Source organism: Aeromicrobium sp. SP1 (assembly GCF_055663785.1).
This window is the reverse complement of the sequence record NZ_JBQVVK010000001.1, coordinates 544,022-565,516: the sequence shown is the minus strand read 5'-3', so window position 1 is coordinate 565,516 and position 21,495 is coordinate 544,022. Positions and strand designations below refer to the sequence as shown.

The following is a 21,495-nucleotide window of genomic DNA, read 5'->3' as shown; positions in this document are numbered from 1 at the left end:
CGATGGCTCGACTGACGAGCCCGAGGCGGTCGGTCGCCGTCGTCGGCTCCGGCATCTCCGGCCTCACGGCGGCGTACCTGCTGCGCCGCCGGTTCGACGTCACCCTCTACGAGGCCCAGCACCGCTTCGGCGGCCACGCGCACACCCACGACACCGGGACGGAGCGCGTCGACGGCGGGTTCGCCTTCCACCACGACCGCGCCAATCCGCTGCTGCGCCGACTGCTGGACCAGCTGGACCTCACCACCTCGGCCACCGCGATGTCCGTCAGCGTGCGGTGCGACGGCTGCGGCCTCGAGTACGCGCAGGGGCTCGGCCAGCGCGGACTCCATGCCCAGCGTCGGCGCGCGCTGGACCGCCGGTTCTCGCGCCTCGTCGCCGAGATCCCACGGTTCCGCGCGGCCGGGCTCGACCTGGCGAAGTCCCTCGACCCGGCATCGCACGCCGTCACCTACGGTGCGTTCCTCCGCGAGCACGGCTTCGACGAGCACTTCGTGCGGCATCACGCGATGCCCTTGGCGGACGGAGCCTGGTCGAGGGGCGATGCGCCGTCGGCGACCCTGCCGGCCAAGCACGTGTTCGGGTACCTGAGGCACCAGGGACTGCTCGGCCGCGGCTCCGGAGGCGAGTGGGTCACGGTCGACGGCGGGACGCGCAGCTACGTCGACGCCGTCACCGCCCTCGTCCGCGAGTCACTGGCCCGCACGCCGGTCACCGCGATCGGCCGCACCCCGGAGTACGTGGAGATCACCACGGCGCGGCGCTCCGAACGCTTCGACCACGTCGTCATCGCGACCCACCCGGACGAGGCGCTGGCCCTGCTGACCGATCCCACCGAGGACGAGTCGTCCGTGCTCGGTGCGTTCGACCACGGCCGCACGGAGGTGACCGTCCACCGCGATCTCGGCGTGCTGCCGCGGTCAGTCCACGCCCGTGCCGTCCTGAACCACCGCATGGTCGACTGCGACGGTGGTGGTCGGTCCACCGTCGTGTCCACGTGGAGCGGCGGGACCACGCAGCCGGGCGCGGTGGCGGCCGTCGTGACGCGCGACGCCGCCGGGCTGCGGGACGGGATGGACGAGTCGACCGTCCTCGCCCGTGACGAGTACACGCTGTGGTCGTACTCCGACGATGCGGTCGCGGCCCGCCGGCGGCTGCCCCTGCTCGCGACCGACCGGACGGTCTTCGCCGGGGCGTACCACGGAGAACTGGCGTCGCACGAGGACGGATGCCGCTCCGGCGTCGCCGCAGCGACACGTCTTGACACTGGCTGGTGACGGCAACAAATTTTTGACTGGGATTTCAGTGTGAATCCGCTACACGCGTGATCCATGTTACTGGTGTGACTGATGTTACTAATGAGGTGTAACTACTGGTTGCACCTTCGGTTAACCCCTCGGTAACGTCTGTGGCGTCTATCACAGTCGCAGCACCGGGAATCCTCTGAGGGAGAGCGGTGGGGCGGCTTCACTCCCATCGAAGGACACGTTGTGAACAAACTGACGAAGACCGGGAAGGTCCTCGCCGCCGGAGCCACAGTCGCTCTCGGCGCCGGGACACTCAGTGTGATCGGTGCCGCCAGCGCGAGCGCCGCCGACATCGAGATCACCAAGGGTTTCGATTACAGCTGTGCGACCGTCGCCAGCGGCCTCGACCTGGGCCCGCAGGCGGTCGGCGTGACTGCCAAGACCACCGTTCCCCAGTCGGTCACCCCCGGTGAGGTGCTGCCGTCGCGGACCGTCTCGATCACCCTGGCCCTGCCCGAGGACCTCCGCGCCTCGACGTACGGGCTGCTCGGCGGCCGCGAGGCCGAGGGCGCATCGACCGACTCGGCCGTCACCCTGACGACCGCAGGCCAGACCACCTCGGTGGGCATCCCCAGCCTGGCCGCTGCCCGCACCCCGATCCCGTCGACCAGCGCCTCTCCGTGGACCATCCCGGCCAGCGGACAGGTCCCCGCGATCACGACGCCTGACTACGCCGTCGGCACCGTCGTGCTCGGCATGCCGACGCGGTTCAACATCCTCGCAACGGTCTACCGCGCGAACGGGACGTCCTTCCAGGCGACGATGGACTGCACCCCGGTCAGCACCGATCTGAGCCTCGGCTCGATCCCGGTCAACATCCCGACCACGGAGCCGACCACGGAGCCGACCACCGAGCCGACCACGGAGCCGACCACCACGCCGACCACCGAGCCGACGACGGAGCCGACCACCACGCCGACCACCGAGCCGACCACGGAGCCGACCACCACGCCGACCACCGAGCCGACCACGGAGCCGACCACCACGCCGACCACCGAGCCGACCACGGAGCCGACCACGACGCCGACCACGACGCCGACCACCACGCCGACCACGACGCCGACCACCACGCCGACCACGACGCCCACGACGACGCCGACCACGACGCCGACCACGACGCCGACCACGACGCCCACGACGACGCCGACCACGACGCCGACCAGCGCCCCGGTCAAGATCAACTTCAAGCTCAAGGGCTCGACGACGATCAAGGCCGGCAACGGCACGGCGCCGCTCAACGGCAAGATCGCGGCCGACTACAGCCTCTCGACCGGCAACTTCGTCGCCGATCTGACGCTGGACCCCACGAAGGCTGATCTGAAGGCCTTCGGCTTCCTGCCGGTCACCGCCGACCTGAAGTTCGTGTCGCTGGGCAAGACGACCGGCTCGCTCCCCGCGAGCACGGGCATCCTGACCGCCAACTCCAAGCTCGACATCTACATCCCGTCGGTGAAGAGCTTCGGTCTGACGCTCGGTGGCGGCTCGTCCTGCAAGGCGTCGAAGCCGTCCGACATCACCCTGAAGTCGACGGGCACGTTCGACCCGTTCGCCGGCGGCAAGGTGACGGGTACGTACTCGGTCGCCAAGCTGACCGGGTGTGGCCTGCTGAACGACCTGCTCTCCTCGCAGGCGTCCGGCTCGGGCAACGTGATCACCGCTACGCTCGCCCCGTGAGCCCGGTGTTCCACCACTAAAACACCCGGGAGGGCCTCGTCGCACCGCGGCGGGGCCCTCCCTCCCGTTCCCCATCCGAGAGGCACACCATGAGCAGGATGACCCGAGCGATGTTGGCCGGCGCGATGGCGCTGGGCCTGATGCTGAGTGGCTGCGGAGGTGGCGGCGACGACGCGCCGAAGCTCACAGCACAACAGCAATGGGCCAAGTCGCTGTGCGAGTCCCTCGCCCCGACCACCGAGGCGGTGGACCCGCCGCAGACCGATGGTGAGGACCCCGGCGCCGCGAAGAAGCAGGTCGTGACCTTCCTCGAGACCCTCAAGGATCGCCTCGGCACGCAGCAGCAGGCGCTCGAGGATGCCGGAGTGCCGCCGAACGGCGACACCGCGGCCTACGACAAGGCCAAGGAGCAACTGGCCACCGCGAACGAGACGCTGGCCGACGTACTGGACCGCTTCTCGAAGGCCAAGGCCGAGGACGCCGCGGCGCTCCAGGCAGCCCTGGTCCAGGTCGGAGAGTCGCTCGCCAACGCCGCGAGCTTCCGCGGCCCGCTGGCCGAGCTCTCGGCGAACGACGCGAAGCTGAAGGCGACCCTCGAGGACACCAAGGCGTGCTCGCCGATGCTGGAGTCCTGACCGAGTCCGTCGACGTGTGCGTGCCCCGGTGCCTCAGCGGTACCGGGGCACGTTGCGCTCCGAGGCCTTCGGCCACGAGTTGAACGTGCAGCCCGCGCGGCCCTTGGACTGCTGCATCATGACCGGCGCCTTCCGGCCCTTGCCGCCGCAGGACTTGTGGTTCCAGCCGAGCCAGTGGCCGACCTCATGGTTGACGACCATGTGCCGGTAGCCGCGCAGCGTCGTGCCCTTCGCCGCGTTCCACGCCGGCGAGGCGTGCTTCCACCGCTCCTGGTTGATGATGACGTTCCGACCGACGCGGCAGCTCCAGGTCGAGGAGCAGCCGGAGGAGTACGTCGGCACCTTCGAGGCCTGCGCCAGCACGACCGTCATGGAGCCACCCGACTTCACCTCGGTGAAGGCGATCCCGGCAGCGCGCCAACCCCGTGGGTCGTTGAGCGTCGCGGCGACCTGCTTGCGGAAGGTCGCGCGACTCGCGGTGATGCGTCCCTTGGTCCTGATCGTGTACTTCACGGTGGGCCGGACGTCGCGCACGTGCTTGCCCACCCGCGACCTCGAGGTCACGAGCAGCCGCGCGTAGCCGGGGTGCCGGACGCTCACGCGCACGGAGATCCGGTGACCGACGTCGCCCGGCCGGATCGCGTAGCTCGCCTTCGTCGCGCCGCGGATCGCCCGGCCGTCGCGCAGCCAGCGCGTGCGGTACGTGTTGCCTCCCACCGAGTACGTGCCGACGGTGCGGCGCAGGGTCCTGCCGTACCGCGCCACGCCCGTGACCTTCGGGCGGACGTGCACCGTGATCTGCGCCGGCACCTCCGTCGTCGGACTCGGTGTGGGCGTCGGCGTGGGGGTGGGCTCGTCAGCGGACGCGGGCACGGCGGTCAGGAGCGAGAGCAGCACGGCCGCGGCGAGAAGTCTGGCGGACATGACTGCCACGTTAGGCGTAGAAGACCCGTTCGACGACCCTGCGGGCACGGCGCGTGATCCGCAGGTAGTCGTTGACCATCTCCTCGCTGTGGTCCTGACCGATGCCCAGCAGGTGCGCGAGACCGGCGCGGTCGGCCGCGGTCTCGACCATCGACTCGGCCGCCTTGCCGCGCCACAGCACGACGCCGTTGCGGATCCGGGTGACGAGCCGCCAGGCGTCGCTCAACGCCTCCGCGTCGTCGGCCGAGATCAGCCCGGCTTCTGCCGCCGCGGACAGCGCGTCGAGGGTGCGGGTCGTGCGCAGCGCCGGGATCCGGTGGGCGTTGTCGAGCTGGAGCAGCTGGATCGTCCACTCGACGTCCGCCAGTCCCCCGCGGCCCAGCTTGAGGTGCGTGTTCGGATTGGCGCCGCGCGGCAGCCGCTCGGCGTCGACGCGGGCCTTGATCCGGCGGATCTCGCGTACCTCGGTCGCCGACAGGCCGCCCTTCGGATACCGCAGCGGGTCGATGAGCTCGGTGAACCGGCGGCACAGGTCCGCATCGCCGATCAGGGCGTGGGCGCGCAACAGGGCCTGCGCCTCCCACGTGTCGGACCACTTCTCGTAGTAGGTCGCGTACGCGGCGAACGTGCGCACGAGCGGTCCGTTCTTGCCCTCGGGACGCAGGTCCGCGTCGAGCTCGAGCGCCGGATCGTCGCCCGGCGCCCCGAGCATCTTGCGAAGCAGCTCGGCGAGCCACTGCGCGCACGCCTTCGCGTCGTCGGGCTCGGCGCCCTCGACCGGGTCGTGCACGAACATGACGTCGGCGTCGGAGCCGTAACCGGTCTCGAACCCTCCCGTGCGGCCCATCAGGACGATCGCCATGCGGGTCGGCAACGGACGCTCGTTGTCCTGCACCCACGCCGCCTCCGCCGTGGCCAGGGCCGCCGAGATGGTCGCGGTGTTGATCGCCGTCAGCGCATCGCCGACCTCCACGACGTCGAGCCGGCCGAGGACGTCGGCCATCGCGACGCGCGACAGCTCTCGGCGGCGGATACGCCGGATCGCCCGCACCGCGCCGTCGGGGATCCGGTGCCGCGCGGCGGCGAGCGCCATCTCGGTGTCGAGCCGGTCAAGGGTGTTCGGCACGAGCGCGTCGTCGTCGCCGAGCAGTGCGACGGCGTCGGGCGCGCGACGGATCAGGTCCGTGACGTACTGGCTGGACGAGAGCATCCGGGCGAACTGCTGCGCGCCCGTACCCTCGTCGCGCAGCTTGCGCAGGTACCAGGGCGAGTCGCCGAGCTCGTCGGAGATCTGCCGGAACGCCAAAAGGGCGGAGTCGGGATGGGGTGCCTCGGCGAACCAGCCGAGCATCGCGGGCAGCAGGGAGCGCTGGATCGCCGCGCGTCGCGTGACGCCCGTCGTGAGCGCCTCGATGTGCGCCATCGCGCCGCGCGGGTCGCTGAAGCCGAGCGCGGCCAGCCGGTCCTCGGCCGCCTCCGTGCTGAGCCTCAGGCGGTCCTCCGGCAGCGAGGCGACGGCCTCCAGCAGCGGGCGGTAGAAGATCTTCTCGTGCAGTCGGCTGACGATCCGGCGATGCGCCTGCCACTCCTTGACGAGGTTGTCGGCCGGGCTCATCCGGAAGCCCATGCTGCGGCCGATGCGGCGCAGCTCCTCGGGGTCCTCGGGAACCAGGTGCGTCCGCTTGAGCCGGAACAGCTGGATGCGGTGCTCGAGTGCCCGCAGGAACTCGTACGCCTCCTCCAGTGCCGAGCCGTCGCGCCGGCCGACGTAGCCACCCGCGGTGAGCGAGCGCAGCGCCTCCAGCGTGTTCGGGCTGTGGATCCGGTCGTCGACGCGACCGTGCACGAGCTGCAGCAGCTGGACGGCGAACTCGACGTCCCGCAGACCGCCGCTGCCGAGCTTGAGCTGACGGTCACGGTGGGCCGCGGGGATGTTCTCCACGACCCGACGCCGCATCCGGCGCACGTCCGGGACGAAGTCGTCGCGCTCGGACACCTTCCACACGAGCGGCTGCAGCGCCGCGAGGTAGCGGTCGGCGAGGTCGCGGTCGCCCGCGGCGTACCGAGCCTTCACGAGCGCCTGGAACTCCCACGTGACGGCCCAGCGGTCGTAGTAGGCGACATGGCTGGCCAGGGTGCGCGTCAGGGGACCCGCCTTGCCCTCGGGCCGCAGGTTCGGGTCGACCTCCCAGATCGTGCCCTCCCCCGTGTGCTCGCCGCAGATCCTGATGATGTCGGCCGCCATCCGCGTCGCCGCCGCCGTGGCGAGCTGCTCGTCGGCGCCCTCGGCCGGCTCGTGGACGAAGATCACGTCGACGTCGCTCACGTAGTTCAGCTCGTGGCCACCGGTCTTGCCCATCGCGATCACGCTCAACGACACGAGGTCGGAGTCCTGCTCGCGGGCCGCCGCGATCCGGTGCGCGGCGCCGAGGGTCGCGACGGCGAGGTGGGACAGCTCGCCCGAGGACTGCTCGAAGGTCGTGTGGGCGTTGAGGTCGCGCGCCGCGATCACCGCCAGCTCACGCAGGTAGGCCACGCGCAGACCGTCGGGGTCGTCGACGTCGGCGAGCCAGCCCCGGTACTCCTCCTCCGTGGCCGGGCGCAGCAGCATGTTCGCCTCGACGAGGTCGAGGACGTACTCGGGGTGCCGGTTCCAGTACTCGCCGATCGCCCGGCTCGTGCCCAGCACGATCAGGACCCGCTCGCGCAGGACGGGGTCGTCCTCGAGCGCACTCAGCAGCCGGTCGCGGTCGCCGGAGTCGAGGATGTCGACGAGGGAAGCCAGTGCCGTGTCGGGGTCGGCGACGGACTCGATCTGGGCCCGGAGGTCGGCAGACACGTCGCCGAGCCGCGCGAGGTTGGCGGCGGCGACGTCGGGGTCGGAATATCGGGTGCGGGTCACGCGGTGTGCTTCCGGTCGGTCAGACGACGGGCATCAAGCGGTCGATCTCGAACTGCGTGACCTGCGACCGGTAGTCCTGCCACTCGGCGCGCTTGTTGCGCAGGAAGAAGTCGAAGACGTGCTCACCGAGCGTCTCGGCGACGAGCTCGCTCGTCTCCATGATCCGGATCGCCTCGTCGAGGTTGCGCGGCAGCGGGGCGATGCCCATCGCACGGCGCTCATTCTCGCTGAGCGCCCACACGTCGTCCTCGGCCTCCGGCGGCAGGTCGTAGCCGCCCTCGATGCCCTTCAGGCCGGCGGCCAGGATCAGCGCGTACGCCAGGTACGGGTTGCACGCGGAGTCCAGCGCGCGCAGCTCGACCCGCGCGGAGCCCGACTTGTGCGGCTTGTACATCGGGACGCGCACGAGCGCCGAGCGGTTGTTGTGGCCCCAGCACACGTAGTTGGGGGCCTCGCCGCCCCACGCCAGCCGCTTGTAGGAGTTGACCCACTGGTTCGTGACGGCCGTGATCTCGGGCGTGTGCTCCAGGACCCCGGCGATGAACGCCCGGCCGGTCTTGGACAACTGGTACTCGGCGCCGGCCTCGTAGAACACGTTCTCGTCGCCCTCGAACAGCGACACGTGCGTGTGCATGCCCGAGCCGGGGTGCTCCGTGAACGGCTTGGGCATGAACGACGCCCACTTGCCCTGGCTCAGCGCGACCTCGCGCACGACCGTGCGGAACGTCATGATGTTGTCGGCCATCGAGAGGGCGTCGGCGTAGCGCAGGTCGATCTCCTGCTGGCCGGGGCCGCCCTCGTGGTGGCTGAACTCGACCGAGATGCCCATCGCCTCGAGCATCGTGATGACCTCACGACGGAAGTCCTGGCTGGCGCCCTGGGCCGTGTGGTCGAAGTAGCCGCTGTCGTCGACCGGCACGGGCCGCGTGCCGGGCTCGGGCTTGTTCTTGAAGAGGAAGAACTCGATCTCGGGGTGCGTGTAGAACGTGAAGCCCGCGTCGGCGGCCTTGGCCAGCGTGCGCTTGAGGACGTAACGCGGATCGGCGTACGAGGGGCTGCCGTCCGGCATCGCGATGTCGCAGAACATGCGCGCGGTCGCGGGCGTCTCGCCGCGCCACGGCAGGATCTGGAACGTCGTCGGGTCGGGCTTGGCGAGCATGTCGGCCTCGTGCACGCGGGCGAAGCCCTCGATCGCCGAGCCGTCGAAGCCGATGCCCTCCTCGAACGCGCCCTCGAGCTCCGTCGGCGCGACCGCCACGGACTTCAGGGACCCGAGCACGTCGGTGAACCACAGCCGGACGAAGCGGACGTCCCGCTCCTCGATCGCGCGTAGGACGAAGTCCTCCTGCTTACCCATGCGGTCAGTGTAGGGGCGTCCCCGGTGATCCGGGCCGCCGGTTTACCACGGTCCCTTGGTTGCTTGGCTCCTCCCTCGGAAAGTTTGCGGCGGGAGGACACAAGCTGCCACGGGAGGACGCCCGTCCGACGATCGAGAGTCGTCCTGGTGTCCCACACCTGCGGCTTCCCGTGGACGCGCGCCGCCGGGTCTGACTCCCCTCGGCAACTTGCTACCTCCCTTGGTGAATTCACCGAGGGAGGAGACAAGCAACCAAGGGACCGTGGTAAACCACCACCCGGGAGCCGCGGCGGGGAGGTCCTAGGGTGGGGCCATGCCGCAATTGCGACTTGCCCTCGCCCAGGTGAACCCGGTGGTCGGCGACGTCGCCGGCAACCTCGAGCTCGTGCTGGCCCAGGCCCGGGACGCCCACGCCGCCGGGGCGCATGTGCTGGTGACGCCCGAGATGGTGCTCACGGGGTATCCGATCGAGGACATGGCGTACCGCAAGTCGTTCATCGAGCGGTCCCAGGCGGCCGTGTCCGAGCTCGCTGCGCGGCTCGTCGAGGAGGGGCTGGACGAGCTCGTCGTGATCGTCGGACACCTCGACCGCGCGAAGCACGTGCCGGATCGGCTCGGCGTCCCGAAGAACGCGCCCGTCAACTCCGCGACGGTCCTGCACCGCGGCGAGGCCGTCGCCCGCTACGACAAGCACCACCTGCCCAACTACGGCGTCTTCGACGAGTTCCGTCACTTCGTCGCCGGCGACGAGACGCAGGTCGTGCAGGTGCACGGCGTCGACGTCGCGATCGCGATCTGCGAGGACATCTGGCAGGAGGGACCGTCGCAGGCCGCGCGGGCGGCCGAGGCCGGTCTGCTCGTCGTGCTCAACGGGTCGCCGTACGAGGCGGCCAAGGACGACGTGCGACTCGAGCTGTGCGCCCGTCGGGCCCGCGAGGGCGAGTGCGCCCTGGCCTACGTGAACCTCGTGGGCGGGCAGGACGAGCTGGTCTTCGACGGCGACTCGATCGTCGTCGACGCCCGCGGCGAGCTCGTCGCCCGCGCCGCGCAGTTCGTGCCCGAGCTGCTCGTCGTCGACCTCGACCTGCCGGCCGCCACCGCGCCGATGCCCGCGCCGGGCACGCGTTTCGAGGGGCTGCTCGTCGAGCGCACGATCCTCAGCGCCGAACCGCTGCCGGCCTACGAGCCGCTCGCCCCCAGCATCGCCGAGCGCTGGGACGACCTCGGTGAGCGCTGGCAGGCGATCGTGCTCGGGCTGCGCGACTACGTCGGCAAGAACGGCTTCTCGTCCGTGCTGTTCGGCATGTCCGGCGGCATCGACTCCACGCTCGTCGCCGCGCTCGCGTGCGATGCCCTCGGGGCCGATCGGGTCTTCGGGATCTCGAACCCCTCCGCGTGGTCGACCGAGCACTCGAAGTCCGACGCCGCCGACCAGGCCGAGCGCACCGGGCTGGACCTGCGCACGATCGCGATCGCGCCGATCTTCGACAAGTACCAGGAGTCGCTGCACCTCGACGGGCTCGCGCAGGAGAACCTGCAGGCCCGCATCCGGGCCGTCATCTGGATGGGCCTGTCCAACCAGGAGAACCGGCTCGTGCTCGCGTGCGGCAACAAGTCCGAGCTGGCCACCGGGTACTCCACGATCTACGGCGACGCGGTCGGCGGCTACGCCCCGATCAAGGACGTGCCGAAGACGCTCGTGTGGGAGCTGGCGAGGTGGCGCAACGCGTGGGCCGAGTCCCGCGGCGAGACCCCGCCGATCCCTCCCGCCACGATCACGAAGGAGCCCTCCGCGGAGCTGCGTCCGGGCCAGAAGGACACGGACAGTCTGCCGCCGTACGAGGTGCTCGACGGGATCCTCGACGCGTACGTCGAGCGCGACCTCGGCTCGGCCGACGTCGTCGCGCTCGGCTACGACGCCGCACTGGTCGAGCGCGTCGTGACGCTCGTCGACCGTGCCGAGTACAAGCGCCGCCAGTACCCGCCCGGCCCGAAGATCAGCAAGCGCAACTTCGGCCGCGACCGCCGGGTGCCGATCACTAACCGGTGGCGCGAGCAGCTCGAGGACTGAGCGCCGGTCTACGCTGACGGCATGGAAGAAACCGCACCGTACGGCGCCGGACCCACCGTGGCCGGCAGCCCGATCGACGGCATCAGCAAGGTCCGCATCCACCACTTGCAGAAGTGGAAGGACGCGGGTCACAAGTGGGTCATGTTGACCACCTACGACCAGTACAGCGCCCAGGTCTTCGAGGAGGCCGGGGTTCCCGTCCTGTTCATCGGCGACTCCGCCGCGAACAACGTCTACGGCTACGAGTCGTCCCTGCCCATCACGGTCGACGAGATGCTCCCGCTCGTGAAGGCGGTCACCCGCACCGCGAAGCGCGCCCTCGTCGTGGCCGACCTGCCCTTCGGCTCGTACCAGCGCTCACCGGAGCAGGCGTTCGACACCGCCGTCCGCTTCATGAAGGAGGGCCTGGCGCACGCCGTGAAGCTCGAGGGCGGAGCGGAGATGGCACCGCAGATCCGCAAGCTGACCGAGAACGGCGTGCCCGTCATGGCGCACATCGGCTTCACGCCGCAGTCCGAGCACAGCCTCGGCGGCTACCGGGTGCAGGGGCGCGGCGACGCGACGCAGAAGCTGCTCGACGACGCGCTCGCGGTCGAGGACGCCGGAGCGTTCGCGGTCGTGATGGAGATGGTGCCCGCGCCCGCGGCGAAGGAGATCACGACGCGACTGCGCATCCCCACCGTGGGCATCGGTGCCGGCGCCGACTGCGACGCGCAGGTGCTCGTCTGGCAGGACATGATGGGCCTGCGCACCGGCCGGGCACCTCGCTTCGTGAAGCGCTACGCCGACCTGCACGGCATCATGCTCGACGCGACGAGGCAGTTCATCGGCGAGGTCGCCGAGGGCTCCTTCCCCGCGGCCGAGCACACCTTCGACAGCTGACCCCGACCGCGGCGCCCCTCAGGACTGCTCGTCCTGGGGGGCGTCGTCGTTCCAGTCCGGATCGTTGTCCCACGCCTTCGTCTTCTCGGCAGCGGTCTCCAGGGCGCGGGACGCCTCGGCCTCGGTGTCGTACGGGCCCATCCGGTCCTGTGCGCGGCAGCCGTCCTCGCCCTCGACGGTGTGGTGCTTGAGGCAGAAGTAGTAGCTCATGGCCTCACCCTAGGACGGGTTCAGCCGCGCGGCACCCAGGCGAAGGTGTCAGGGTCGGGACCGATCCGGCGGCTCTCGTCGAGCGCCGAGATCGCCGCGACGTCCGCGTCCGACAGCTCGAAGTCGACGACGTCGAAGTTCTCGCGGACGCGCTCGATCGACGATGCCTTCGGGAAGACGACGTCACCGCGCTGCAGCGCCCAGCGCAGCACGACCTGGGAGACGCTGCGGCCGACGCCGTGGGCGATCGCGGCCAGGGCGCGGTCCTCGAACACCTGGCCCTGGGCGAGCGGCGACCACGCCTCCGTGACGATGCCGAGCTCGGCGTTCACGCCGCGCACCTCGTCCTGGGTGAAGTAGGGATGCACCTCGACCTGGTTGACGGCCGGGACGACGGTGGCCTCGGCGACGAGCCGGCGCAGGTGCGCGGGCTGGAAGTTCGAGACGCCGATCGCCCGGGCCCGGCCCGCGGCGTAGACCTCCTCCATCGCGCGCCACGTGTCGACGAAGTCGATCTCGATCGTCGGCAATGGCCAGTGGATGAGGAAGAGGTCGACCCGCTCCAGGCCGAGCTTGTCGAGCGACTCGTCCAGCGAGGGACCCACGGCGGCCGGGTCGTGCCGGTTGTTGTTGAGCTTCGTCGTGACGAAGACGTCCTCGGGAGCCAGCCCGGACGCGGCGATCGCCCGGCCCACGCCCTCCTCGTTGCCGTACATCTGGGCCGTGTCGATGTGCCGGTAGCCGACCTCGAGGGCCTCCGCGACGCGGTCGGCGGCGGTCTCCGGGGGGACCTGCCACGTGCCGTAGCCGAGCTGCGGGATCTCGATGCCGTTGTTCAGGGTGCGGGTGGGAACCGTCATGGCGTCCACGCTACGTGCCGGCACCGAGACCGACACGACGAGGCGAGACACGAGGGGCCAACTAGGTTGGAGACATGCCCGCCGAGAGACTGATGCCGACTCCGGAGTCGCAGGACCTGATCGACCTCACGCGCACCCTCGCGACGAGGGAGCTGATCCCGCTCGCCGACGAGGCCGAGCGCACGCACACGTTCCATCGCGAGGTGTTCGCGCTGCTGGGCGAGGCGGGCCTGCTGGGACTGCCGTACCCCGAGGAGCTGGGCGGCGGGGCGCAGCCGTACGAGGTCTACCTGCAGGTCGTCGAGGAGATCGCCTACGCGTGGGCCGCGGTGGGTGTCGGCACGAGCGTCCACGCCCTGAGCTGCTTCCCGCTCTTCACCGCGGGCTCGCAGGAGCAGCGGGAGCGCTGGCTGCCCGAGCTGCTGTCCGGCAACCTCCTCGGCGCCTACTGCCTGTCGGAGGCACATGCCGGCTCCGACCCGGCGGCGATGCGCACCCGCGCGGTCCGCGACGGCGACGACTACGTGATCAACGGGGCGAAGGCGTGGACCACCCACGGCGGCCAGGCCGACTTCTACACCGTCATGGCGCGCACGTCCGACGACGGCGCAAAGGGCATCTCGTGCTTCCTCGTCCCCGCCGACGCGCCCGGCCTGTCCGCCGACGTGCCCGAGGACAAGATGGGCCTCATGTCGTCGACGACGGCGACGATGCTGTTCGACGGGGTCCGGGTCCCGGTGGAGCGTCGCGTCGGAGCGGAGGGTCAGGGCCTGTCGATCGCCCTCGCCGGGCTCGATGCGGGCCGACTCGGGATCGCCGCCGTCGCGGTCGGCGTCGCCCAGCGCGCCCTCGACGTCGCGGTCGAGTACGCGCGGGGGCGGGAGGCCTTCGGCAAGCCGATCATCGAGCACCAGGGCCTCGGCTTCGTGCTGGCAGACATGGCTGCCGCGGTCGACTCCGCTCGCGCCGCCTACCTGTACGCGGCCCGCTTCAAGGACGCCGGCCGACCCTACGGCCGGCTCGCCTCGGTCGCGAAGCTCGTCGCCACCGACAACGCCATGCGGGTCACGACCGACGCCGTCCAGGTTCTCGGCGGCGCCGGCTACACGAAGGACTTCCCCGTCGAGCGGTTCATGCGCGAGACCAAGGTCATGCAGATCTTCGAGGGCACCAACCAGATCCAGCGCCTCGTCATCAGTCGCCACCTCACCCGCTGAGTCGGCGGGTCCCTCCGCATCGGCCCAAGTGACTGATGCGACTGTTGTGACTCAAGTAAACTTCGGCCCGTGCGCCGCCCCCTCATTCACCTGCTCGCGCTCCTGCTGGGCGTCGGGCTGGTCGTGTCCGCCCCCACGTCCGCGGAGGCCGCTCCCAAGGTCCCGGCGAAGCGGCTCCTGGCGAAGCTGACCGTCGCCGCCGAGACGACCTCCCCGCGCTACGACCGCGATCTCTTCGACCACTGGGTCATGCGCCGCGGCACGTGCAACGTGCGCGAGAGCGTGCTCATCGCCGAGTCGCGCACGAAGGCAAAGCGCAACGCGAACTGCACCGTGACGAAGGGCCGCTGGCGCAACGAGTACACGGGGCGCACCCTCACGAGTGCTCGGAAGGTCCAGATCGACCACCGCGTCGCCCTCGCCGAGGCCTGGCGTTCCGGCGCGTCGACGTGGGGCGAGGCCCGCCGCCGCGGCTTCGCCAACGACACCGGCTACGCGCACTCCCTGCTGGGAGTGTCCGCCCGATCCAACTCCGCCAAGTCCGACCACGACCCCACCGAGTGGATGCCGACCAAGAGCCGCTGCCAGTACGTCGCGCGCTGGATCGCCGTGAAGTACCGGTGGGACCTGACGGTCGACCGGGCCGAGAAGTCCACGCTGAACCGGTGGCTGCACCGCTGCGGGGCGGCCCGCACGAAGGTCGCCAAGCCCGCGAAGGGCAAGCCCGAAGGCCACGACTCCGCGCCGTCCGATCCCGATCAGGACGTGCCCGGAGGCCACGACAGCGTCGCGCCGATCTCGGAGCACGACTGCCCGAGCAGCCATCCGATCAAGGGCAACGCGAACTCGATGATCTACCACGTTCCCGGCGGCCGGTACTACGACGTGACGCAGCCCGAGGAATGCTTCGCGACCGAGGACGCGGCCGTCGCCGCCGGCTACCGGCGCTCCCAGGCCTGATGACGAACCACTGGAGGAGAAACCCGATGCGCAAGGCACTGCTGGCCCTCGCCCTGACGTCGACGCTCGTGCTCACCGCGGCTCCCGCGGAGGCTGCGACGACGTTCAAGAACTGCACCGCGCTGAACAAGAAGTACCCGCACGGCGTCGGCCTGCCCGGCGCGAAGGACCACACGTCCGGCACGCCCGTCGCGAACTTCAAGCGCAGCAAGGCGCTCTACACGGCGAACAAGAAGAGCGATCGCGACGGCGACAAGATCGCCTGCGAGAAGCGCTGAGCGTCCCCGCGCTCAGTCGGCGCGGGCGATGGACAGCATGATGCGCATGAACGGCTCGACGACGGACCCGAGGTCGAGCGTCGCGTGACCGGCCTGGGAGCGCACGACGCGGCCGGTCAGCTCGTCGAACGCACCCATCATGGCGACCAGCTCGTCCCGGGTGGGAACCCGGTACGCGTCGTCGGCCGCCGCGGCGCGGGTCATGAGCTGGACCAGGATGTCGATGTGGCGGTCCATCATGAGGTCGCGTTGGCCGAGCAGTCGGTCGCCCGCACCGCGGATCTCGACGAAGAAGCACGTCGCGAACGCCGGCGCGCTCTCGATCGCGCTCACGTACGACTCGATCGCGATCCGTGCGCGGGCGACGAAGTCGGCCTCGGCGTGGGCGAACGCCGGCCCCCAGACCACGTTGAGGGCGAGCTCGCTCGCATCGAGGTGAGCCGCCGCGAAGGCGGCCTCCTTGTCGGGGAACGCCTCGTAGAACGACGTGCGAGAGATGTGGGCGCGCTTCGTGATCGCCGCGACCGTGGTGCCGTGGTAGCCGGACTCGGCGACCTCGTCGATCACGGCCTGCAGGATGCGACCGTGCCGGGACTCGGCCACCTCGGTCTCGGACAGTGCTGACCGCCCGCGCGGAAGATCCATCCGCTCGGGCAGGAGGCTCAGCAGGTCCTCGTCATCCACGTGGCACAGGATATTCCTTGCAATCGCAACAGGTGGGGCTTTTGGGGTTTCAGTGGCGCACGGTGACTTCGCTCCAGCCGCCGGACGTCGTCTCGACGGCGAGCTGGGCGGCGATCCGCTCCTTCATCGTCTCGACGTGGCTGATCAGCCCGACCGTGCGACCGTGCTCGCGCAGACCGTCGAGGGTGTGCATCGCGATCTCGAGCGTGTCGGCGTCGAGTGCGCCGAAGCCCTCGTCGACGAAGAGCGTGTCGAGCGTGATCCCGCCGGCGCGGCTCGTGACCACCTCGGCCAGGCCGAGCGCGAGCGACAGCGAGGCGAGGAACTTCTCGCCGCCGGACAGCGACTCCGGCGACCGCGTCTCCCCCGTGTGGTGGTCGAGCACCTCGACCTCGAGCCCCGCGTTGTTGCCCTTCGTGGCGCCGCGGCTGCTGCGCTGCAGCTCGTAGCGTCCGGCCGACATCGTGCGCAGTCGGGTGTTGGCGGCCGTGACGATCTGGGTGAGCTCGGCGCCCAGCACATAGCTCTCGAGTCGCATCCGCCGCGTGTTGGGCGAGTCGCCGTGCAACGACCGCGCGAGCCGGTTGACGATCTCGTACTCGGCCCGGGTCTCGGCCGTGCGGGCCCAGCCGTCACGGATCGAGCCGGCGAGGTCGTGCGAGTGCTCGGAGCGGGTGCGCGCGGAGGCGTGCCGGCCGACCGCGACGTCGCACCGCGCCTTCGCCTCCTCGCGCGAGGCGTGCGGCCCGGCGACGTCGACCGGTGCGTCCGGAAGGTCCTGCAGCTCGGGTTCGGCGACGACCGAGGTGGCGGCGGCGAGCGCGTCGTCGTGCCGCCTGATCCGGGCGGTCATCCGCTCGAGCGTGGCCGTGTCAACGCGCGCGGCCAGGAACGCGGCGTCGGCGGCGAAGTCGTGGTGGGCCAGTACGTCGTCGAGGGTCTGGCGGGCCGAGGCCAGGCGAGCGCCTGCCGTCTCGTCGTGCGCCGACGCGGTGGCGAGGTCATCGGTGACCTGCCTCTCGGCGGTGAGCGCGGCGAGCCGGTCGGCGACCGACTCCGCGTCGCCGCGCGCTGCCTCGACCTTGGCTTCGAGGACGGCGACGCTCTCGGCCGTCGTCGCCTGCCGGGCCTCCAGCGCGGCGCGCCGGACCGCGGCGTGCTGGAGGTCGGTGTCGATCGTCGCGAGCGCAGCGGTGGCCCGCGCCCGGTCGGCCTCGACCCGCCGTGCGGACGTCGCGGCCTCGGTCGCCTCGTCGACGAGTCTCGTGAGCTCGGCAACGGGTCGGGCCTCCCCCAGACCCGCGATCGTGGCGCGCAGGCCCGCAACGACCCGACCGGCCTCGACGGCACGCTCGTCGGCATCGGCGAGGATGTGCTCGGCGGCCTGCTCCATCGCCTCGGTGACGGGCTCTTCGGAGATCGCGGCAGGTGCCGGATGCTCCGTCGCGCCGCACACCGCGCACGGTTCACCGGCGCGCAGCTCCTGCGCCAGCGTTCCCGCGTACTCGGCGAGCCGACGCTCGCGCAGTCGGTCCAGTGCCGTGGACGCCGTGGTGCGGGCCCGGCCGAACTCCAGCTGGGCGACCTCCGCCGTGCGCAGCTGGCCGACCGCCTGCTCGAGCCGGGTGGCCCGGCCCAGTTCGTCGCGCACTGCAGTCAGCGCCGCCTCGGCCCGGTCGGCCGTGATGAGGACCTCGGCCGCCAGCACGCCGGTGTGCTGCTCGCGCTCGCTCGTCCGCCTCGCGACGCGAAGGTCGACCCGCTCCAGCTCCTCGCCCACCTCCAGCGCGGTGGACCGCAACTGCTCCAGCCGCTGTTCCTCGATGAGGTGCGCCTCGAGCGTGGCCACCCGGGCGCCCAGCTGGTCGCGTCGGGCGGTGAGGTCGGCGGGCGGCTCGGCACCGAGGACGCGGCGATAGCGCTCCGTGGCCGAGGTGACCGCGGCGGCGGCCACCTGCCGTTCGGTGACCGCGGCGGCGAGGGCCCTGTGGGCGGGCACGCACGAGGCCGCGGCGAGGCCCCGCTCGCGCCGGACGCGGTCGGCCTCGACCTGCTCCTGCTGCTCCGCGAGCGCGGCGAGCGCCTCCCGTGCCACGGCGAGCCGCCGCTGGCGGCCCGCCAGCTGGGTGGCCGCGAGGAGCACGGCCTCGGCCTCGACGAGCTCCTTCTGTGCCTGTTCCAGATCGACACGGGCGACCTCGACGTCGGTGTCGTGGGCCTGGAGGACGTCGACGAGCCAGACGTCGACGGCGGACTCAGGCGGCTCGTCGTCGGCGTGGGCGGCGAGCGCCTCGATCGTGGCCTCGACGCCGGCGTCGGCGAGCTCGATCCGCTTGCGCAGCTCGGCGGAGCGCTGCTGCGCGATCTCGTCGTAGCGGCCGAAGCGATCGCTGCGGAAGAGCGTGCGCAGGACCCGCTGGCGCTCCTCGCTGGAGGCCACGAGGAATCGCTGGAACTCGCCCTGGGCCAGCAGGACGACCTGCAGGAACTGGTCGGCCGACAGCGGCACGATCTCGTGCAACGCCTCACCCACCGTGCGCAACTGGGACGCGATGCCCACCCACTGCGCGCCGTCCCACCGGGACAGCTCGGCTCCGGCCTTCTCCGTCGTGAAGCCGTCGCCCCGCGACTTGGGGCGCACGTACTCGGGGGTGCGCACGACGCGGTAGCGCTCGGATCCGGCGCTGAAGACCAGCTCGACCCGCGACGGCTCGCCGGGGGTGCAGTGGTCGCTGCGCAGCTGCTTGCCGCTGGCCGTGCCGTACCGGGGCGCGGAGTCGTACAGCGCGTAGACGATCGCGTCGAGGATGCTGGACTTGCCGGCACCCGTGCGACCCGTGATGAGGAAGATGCCGTCGTCGGCGAAGCCGTCGAGGTCGACGGTCTGGGTGTGGCGGAACGGGCCGAAACCCGTCATGGAGACCTCGTGGATCCTCATGCCGACACCTCCTGCGCGCGCACGGCCCCGATCAGCTCGTCGACGAGCTCGGCCTCGGCCGTCGTGGGTCCCTCGCCGTTGCGCACGTGGGAGAGGAACTCGGCGACGACCTGCTGGTCGGTGAGGGTCGCGAGCCGCCTCGGGTCGGACGCGGCGGCGCTGTCGCGCACCTGGCTGGGCCGGAACTCGAGCACCGCGCACCCGGCGAAGCGCTGCTGCAGCCGGCGCATCGGGTCGTCGGGCCGGGCGATGTCGGTCAGGACGACCTTGACCCAGTCGTCCACGTGCACGGCGAGCGCGGGGTCGGCCAGCAGCTCGTCGAGCGTGCCGGTGAGTGTGACGAGCCGGCGCGGCACCGGCAGGTCGAGCCAGTCGACCGAGCCGAGCCCGTCGGCGTCGAGGTCGACGAGCCAGGCTCCTCGCGGCTTGTCCTGCTCGGAGAACGACAGGTGCAGGGGCGCACCGCTGTACCGGACGTGGGGGGCGAGGGTGCTGCGCCCGTGGATGTGGCCGAGCGCGGCGTAGTCGATGCCGTCGAACGCCGGCACCGGGACACGGTCGACGCCGCCGACGGTGATGCCCCGCTCGGACTCGCACGACTCACCCTCCGCGCCGGACACGAACGTGTGGGCCAGCACGACCGAACGGCCACCGCGAACTGCGAGGTCGGCCCGAATGTTGTCGAGCGCGAATCCGAGGGCGTCGGCCTGGTTGGCGAGCCGCTGCTCGGGCCACCTGTGCCGGATCAGGGCCGGCTCGAGGTACGGGATGCCGTAGACGTGGACGAGCCCGTGCTCGTCCTCGATCGTCACGGGCGTGGCGTGGTCCTCGGGCCGGGTGATGATGTGGATCCCGGCCTCGGCGGCGAAGACGGCCTTGGCGCCGAGGCGGGCCGGCGAGTCGTGGTTCCCGCTGCTGACGACCACGCGGGCCCCGGTCTGGCGCAGTGCCACCAGCACGCGGTCGAGCTCCTCGACCGCCGCCGCCGAAGGGGTCGACGAGTCGAAGACGTCGCCGGCCACGACGACCACGTCGACGGCGTGATCGCGCACGAGATCGACCAGCGCGTCGAGCACCGAGGCGAGCGCCGCGGCCGTCGAGTGCTGGTGGAACGTGCGACCGATGTGCCAGTCGGAGGTGTGCAGCAACTTCACGTCTCCGACGCTAGATTGCGGCGCCGACAGAATCGCGGTGCAACGCCAGCGAGGCAGCGTCAGGAACTCACTCCTGGACCGGCCACCCCTCGATCCGTCGGCCCGCCTCGACCGCCGAGGCCGTGGTCATGAGCCTCAGCCGCGGGTCGCGGGTCAGACTGACGAGTGTGTCGAGGGACGGTTGGAGGTCCAACTCACGGGGGTCGCCCGTGATCGCCGGTCCGGCGAGCACCGTCGTGACGACGTCGTCGCCCTGCTGGTGCTCGACGATCACGATCCCGGGATCCTCCTCGGGCTCCTCCTCCTGCCAGACCAGGACCACCCCGTCGTCGAGCTCGGCGCACGGGTTCTCGTCCTCGGTCGTGCCACCGGCGCAGGCCGCGATCGGTCTGGTCTGGCTGACGCTGACCTCGAGGAAGGTGCCCGAGACGGCGTCGAACACGCCATCGGGGTAGTGCGCCTGAGTGCCCACGAGGTCCTTCGGCAGCCGGTCGTCGTCGGGGACGGGTCCGATCCGGTCCGGGTCCTGGTCGACGTGGTCGAGCATCACGACGGCCACGGCGCGCGGTGTCAGCGGGGTGTCGCGCGGCTCGTCGTGGCCCGCATCCGTGCAGGCCGTCAGCGCGAGACACGCCACCACGACGGCGGCCCCGCGGATCCTCATGGACCCATCGTGCCCCCGCAGGAGCCGGTCCGAGGGAATCGGCGCGCGCCGCTAGGCTCGCGGGCATGGCGATCGTCCTGCTCGTCCGGCACGGCCGGAGCACCTCGAATGCGGACGGCACCCTCGCCGGCCGGACCGCTGGCGTCCACCTGGACGAGGAGGGGCGGCAGCAGGTGCAGCGGACCGGCGAACGCCTCGCCGCGGTGCCGTTGCGGCACATCGTCACGAGTCCGCTGGAGCGGTGCCGCGAGACGTCCGAGGCGATCGCCGCACACCAGCCGTCGACGACCCCGCTCGTCGAGGACGCCGACCTGCTCGAGTGCGACTACGGCCACTGGCAGGGCCGACCGCTCAAGGAGCTCGCCGAGGAGCCGCTGTGGACGACGGTGCAGCGACATCCTGCCGCCGCCGCGTTCCCGCAGGGCGAGTCGCTCGCGGCGATGCAGGCGCGGTCGGTCGCGGCGATCCGGCGCTGGGACGCGCTCATCGAGGCCGAGCACGGCCCGAACGCCGTGTGGGCCGCGGTGTTCCACGGCGACCCGATCAAGTCGGTCCTGGCCGACGCGCTCGGCATGCACCTCGACCTGTTCCAGCGGCTGCACGTCGATCCGGCGTCCCTCACGATCGTCGGCTACGGCCAGCATCGCCCCACCGTCGTCGCCGTCAACACGTCGGCTGGCGACCTGTCGTGGCTCGCGGCAGCGCCGGCCCCCGAGGACGCTCCGGTCGGCGGCGGCGCCGGACCGCGGGCGGAGGCTGGAGCAGGCTCCTAGCATGG

General features: G+C 71.2%; 17 protein-coding genes and 1 pseudogene. 9 read left to right on the top strand and 9 right to left on the bottom strand.

Features of this window, described 5'->3' with window-relative positions; all coding sequences use genetic code 11:
- Positions 1-2: 2 nt before the first annotated feature.
- The 3 genes from ACT26F_RS02780 (at position 3) to ACT26F_RS02770 (ending at position 3,616) form a co-directional block, all read left to right on the top strand.
- Positions 3-1,277, top strand: a complete 1,275-nt coding sequence (locus ACT26F_RS02780) for an FAD-dependent oxidoreductase (protein WP_471668953.1) — start codon at positions 3-5, stop codon at positions 1,275-1,277.
- 213 nt (positions 1,278-1,490) lie between these two features.
- Entirely contained in the window at positions 1,491-2,981 is a 1,491-nt protein-coding gene (locus ACT26F_RS02775; protein WP_471668952.1) for a DUF6801 domain-containing protein, read from the top strand.
- An 89-nt stretch (positions 2,982-3,070) separates the two neighbouring features.
- Positions 3,071-3,616, top strand: a complete 546-nt coding sequence (locus tag ACT26F_RS02770) for a hypothetical protein (protein WP_471668951.1) — start codon at positions 3,071-3,073, stop codon at positions 3,614-3,616.
- 33 nt (positions 3,617-3,649) lie between these two features.
- On the opposite strand, the gene ACT26F_RS02765 is transcribed toward ACT26F_RS02770, so the two are convergent.
- The 3 genes and pseudogenes from ACT26F_RS02765 to ACT26F_RS02755 form a co-directional block, all read right to left on the bottom strand.
- On the bottom strand, positions 3,650-4,540 hold the full coding sequence (locus ACT26F_RS02765; RefSeq protein ID WP_471668950.1) for a DUF3152 domain-containing protein: 891 nt from the start codon (positions 4,538-4,540) through the stop codon (positions 3,650-3,652).
- Positions 4,541-4,550: 10 nt separating this feature from the next.
- A pseudogene (locus ACT26F_RS02760) lies at positions 4,551-7,451 on the bottom strand (bifunctional [glutamine synthetase] adenylyltransferase/[glutamine synthetase]-adenylyl-L-tyrosine phosphorylase); the annotation flags it as partial.
- A gap of 10 nt (positions 7,452-7,461) precedes the next feature.
- The gene (locus tag ACT26F_RS02755) at positions 7,462-8,799 is read right to left on the bottom strand and encodes a glutamine synthetase family protein (protein ID WP_471668949.1); all 1,338 of its coding nucleotides are present in this window, start codon (positions 8,797-8,799) and stop codon (positions 7,462-7,464) included.
- 313 nt (positions 8,800-9,112) lie between these two features.
- Between ACT26F_RS02755 and ACT26F_RS02750 the strand changes: the two genes are divergently transcribed.
- Positions 9,113-10,870: an NAD+ synthase gene (locus ACT26F_RS02750; RefSeq protein WP_471668948.1), complete on the top strand. Its 1,758-nt coding sequence runs from the start codon at positions 9,113-9,115 to the stop codon at positions 10,868-10,870.
- Between the two features lie 21 nt (positions 10,871-10,891).
- Positions 10,892-11,752 carry a 3-methyl-2-oxobutanoate hydroxymethyltransferase gene (gene panB, locus ACT26F_RS02745; RefSeq protein WP_471668947.1) on the top strand — a complete coding sequence of 287 codons (861 nt, stop codon included), beginning with the start codon at positions 10,892-10,894 and terminating at the stop codon, positions 11,750-11,752.
- Between the two features lie 18 nt (positions 11,753-11,770).
- On the opposite strand, the gene ACT26F_RS02740 is transcribed toward panB, so the two are convergent.
- Positions 11,771-11,962: a hypothetical protein gene (locus ACT26F_RS02740; protein ID WP_471668946.1), complete on the bottom strand. Its 192-nt coding sequence runs from the start codon at positions 11,960-11,962 to the stop codon at positions 11,771-11,773.
- A gap of 20 nt (positions 11,963-11,982) precedes the next feature.
- On the bottom strand, positions 11,983-12,822 hold the full coding sequence (locus ACT26F_RS02735) for an aldo/keto reductase (RefSeq protein ID WP_471668945.1): 840 nt from the start codon (positions 12,820-12,822) through the stop codon (positions 11,983-11,985).
- A gap of 74 nt (positions 12,823-12,896) precedes the next feature.
- Here ACT26F_RS02735 and ACT26F_RS02730 point away from each other — a divergent pair, with 74 nt between their 5' ends.
- The 3 genes from ACT26F_RS02730 (at position 12,897) to ACT26F_RS02720 (ending at position 15,277) form a co-directional block, all read left to right on the top strand.
- On the top strand, positions 12,897-14,039 hold the full coding sequence (locus tag ACT26F_RS02730) for an acyl-CoA dehydrogenase family protein (protein ID WP_471668944.1): 1,143 nt from the start codon (positions 12,897-12,899) through the stop codon (positions 14,037-14,039).
- A 69-nt stretch (positions 14,040-14,108) separates the two neighbouring features.
- Positions 14,109-14,999, top strand: coding sequence for an HNH endonuclease family protein (locus ACT26F_RS02725; RefSeq protein WP_471668943.1), 891 nt, complete (start codon positions 14,109-14,111; stop codon positions 14,997-14,999).
- A 26-nt stretch (positions 15,000-15,025) separates the two neighbouring features.
- Positions 15,026-15,277: an excalibur calcium-binding domain-containing protein gene (locus ACT26F_RS02720; protein WP_471668942.1), complete on the top strand. Its 252-nt coding sequence runs from the start codon at positions 15,026-15,028 to the stop codon at positions 15,275-15,277.
- A gap of 12 nt (positions 15,278-15,289) precedes the next feature.
- Here ACT26F_RS02720 and ACT26F_RS02715 read toward each other — a convergent pair whose 3' ends face one another.
- The 4 genes from ACT26F_RS02715 to ACT26F_RS02700 all read right to left on the bottom strand — a co-directional run bounded on the left by ACT26F_RS02715 (position 15,290) and on the right by ACT26F_RS02700 (position 20,717).
- Entirely contained in the window at positions 15,290-15,961 is a 672-nt protein-coding gene (locus ACT26F_RS02715; RefSeq protein ID WP_471668941.1) for a TetR/AcrR family transcriptional regulator, read from the bottom strand.
- A 49-nt stretch (positions 15,962-16,010) separates the two neighbouring features.
- Complete coding sequence (locus ACT26F_RS02710) at positions 16,011-18,899, bottom strand: AAA family ATPase (protein ID WP_471668940.1); 2,889 nt, start codon at positions 18,897-18,899, stop codon at positions 16,011-16,013.
- A complete protein-coding gene (locus ACT26F_RS02705; RefSeq protein ID WP_471668939.1) occupies positions 18,896-20,053 on the bottom strand; it encodes an exonuclease SbcCD subunit D in 1,158 nt (385 codons plus the stop codon). The genes ACT26F_RS02710 and ACT26F_RS02705 overlap by 4 nt, the downstream gene beginning before the upstream one ends.
- A gap of 67 nt (positions 20,054-20,120) precedes the next feature.
- Positions 20,121-20,717 (bottom strand): hypothetical protein, encoded by a 597-nt coding sequence (locus tag ACT26F_RS02700; protein ID WP_471668938.1) that lies wholly within the window; start codon positions 20,715-20,717, stop codon positions 20,121-20,123.
- A gap of 65 nt (positions 20,718-20,782) precedes the next feature.
- Here ACT26F_RS02700 and ACT26F_RS02695 point away from each other — a divergent pair, with 65 nt between their 5' ends.
- On the top strand, positions 20,783-21,490 hold the full coding sequence (locus ACT26F_RS02695) for a histidine phosphatase family protein (protein WP_471668937.1): 708 nt from the start codon (positions 20,783-20,785) through the stop codon (positions 21,488-21,490).
- Positions 21,491-21,495 lie beyond the last annotated feature (5 nt).

Coding starts and splice junctions, on each gene's coding strand:
- ACT26F_RS02755 (WP_471668949.1), bottom strand. CDS start 8,799: ATGGGTAAGCAGGAGGACTTCGTCCTACGCGCGATCGAGGAGCGGGAC.
- ACT26F_RS02765 (WP_471668950.1), bottom strand. CDS start 4,540: ATGTCCGCCAGACTTCTCGCCGCGGCCGTGCTGCTCTCGCTCCTGACC.
- ACT26F_RS02750 (WP_471668948.1), top strand. CDS start 9,113: ATGCCGCAATTGCGACTTGCCCTCGCCCAGGTGAACCCGGTGGTCGGC.
- ACT26F_RS02735 (WP_471668945.1), bottom strand. CDS start 12,822: ATGACGGTTCCCACCCGCACCCTGAACAACGGCATCGAGATCCCGCAG.
- ACT26F_RS02730 (WP_471668944.1), top strand. CDS start 12,897: ATGCCCGCCGAGAGACTGATGCCGACTCCGGAGTCGCAGGACCTGATC.
- ACT26F_RS02780 (WP_471668953.1), top strand. CDS start 3: ATGGCTCGACTGACGAGCCCGAGGCGGTCGGTCGCCGTCGTCGGCTCC.
- ACT26F_RS02695 (WP_471668937.1), top strand. CDS start 20,783: ATGGCGATCGTCCTGCTCGTCCGGCACGGCCGGAGCACCTCGAATGCG.
- ACT26F_RS02740 (WP_471668946.1), bottom strand. CDS start 11,962: ATGAGCTACTACTTCTGCCTCAAGCACCACACCGTCGAGGGCGAGGAC.
- ACT26F_RS02700 (WP_471668938.1), bottom strand. CDS start 20,717: ATGAGGATCCGCGGGGCCGCCGTCGTGGTGGCGTGTCTCGCGCTGACG.
- ACT26F_RS02720 (WP_471668942.1), top strand. CDS start 15,026: ATGCGCAAGGCACTGCTGGCCCTCGCCCTGACGTCGACGCTCGTGCTC.
- panB (WP_471668947.1), top strand. CDS start 10,892: ATGGAAGAAACCGCACCGTACGGCGCCGGACCCACCGTGGCCGGCAGC.
- ACT26F_RS02710 (WP_471668940.1), bottom strand. CDS start 18,899: ATGAGGATCCACGAGGTCTCCATGACGGGTTTCGGCCCGTTCCGCCAC.
- ACT26F_RS02770 (WP_471668951.1), top strand. CDS start 3,071: ATGAGCAGGATGACCCGAGCGATGTTGGCCGGCGCGATGGCGCTGGGC.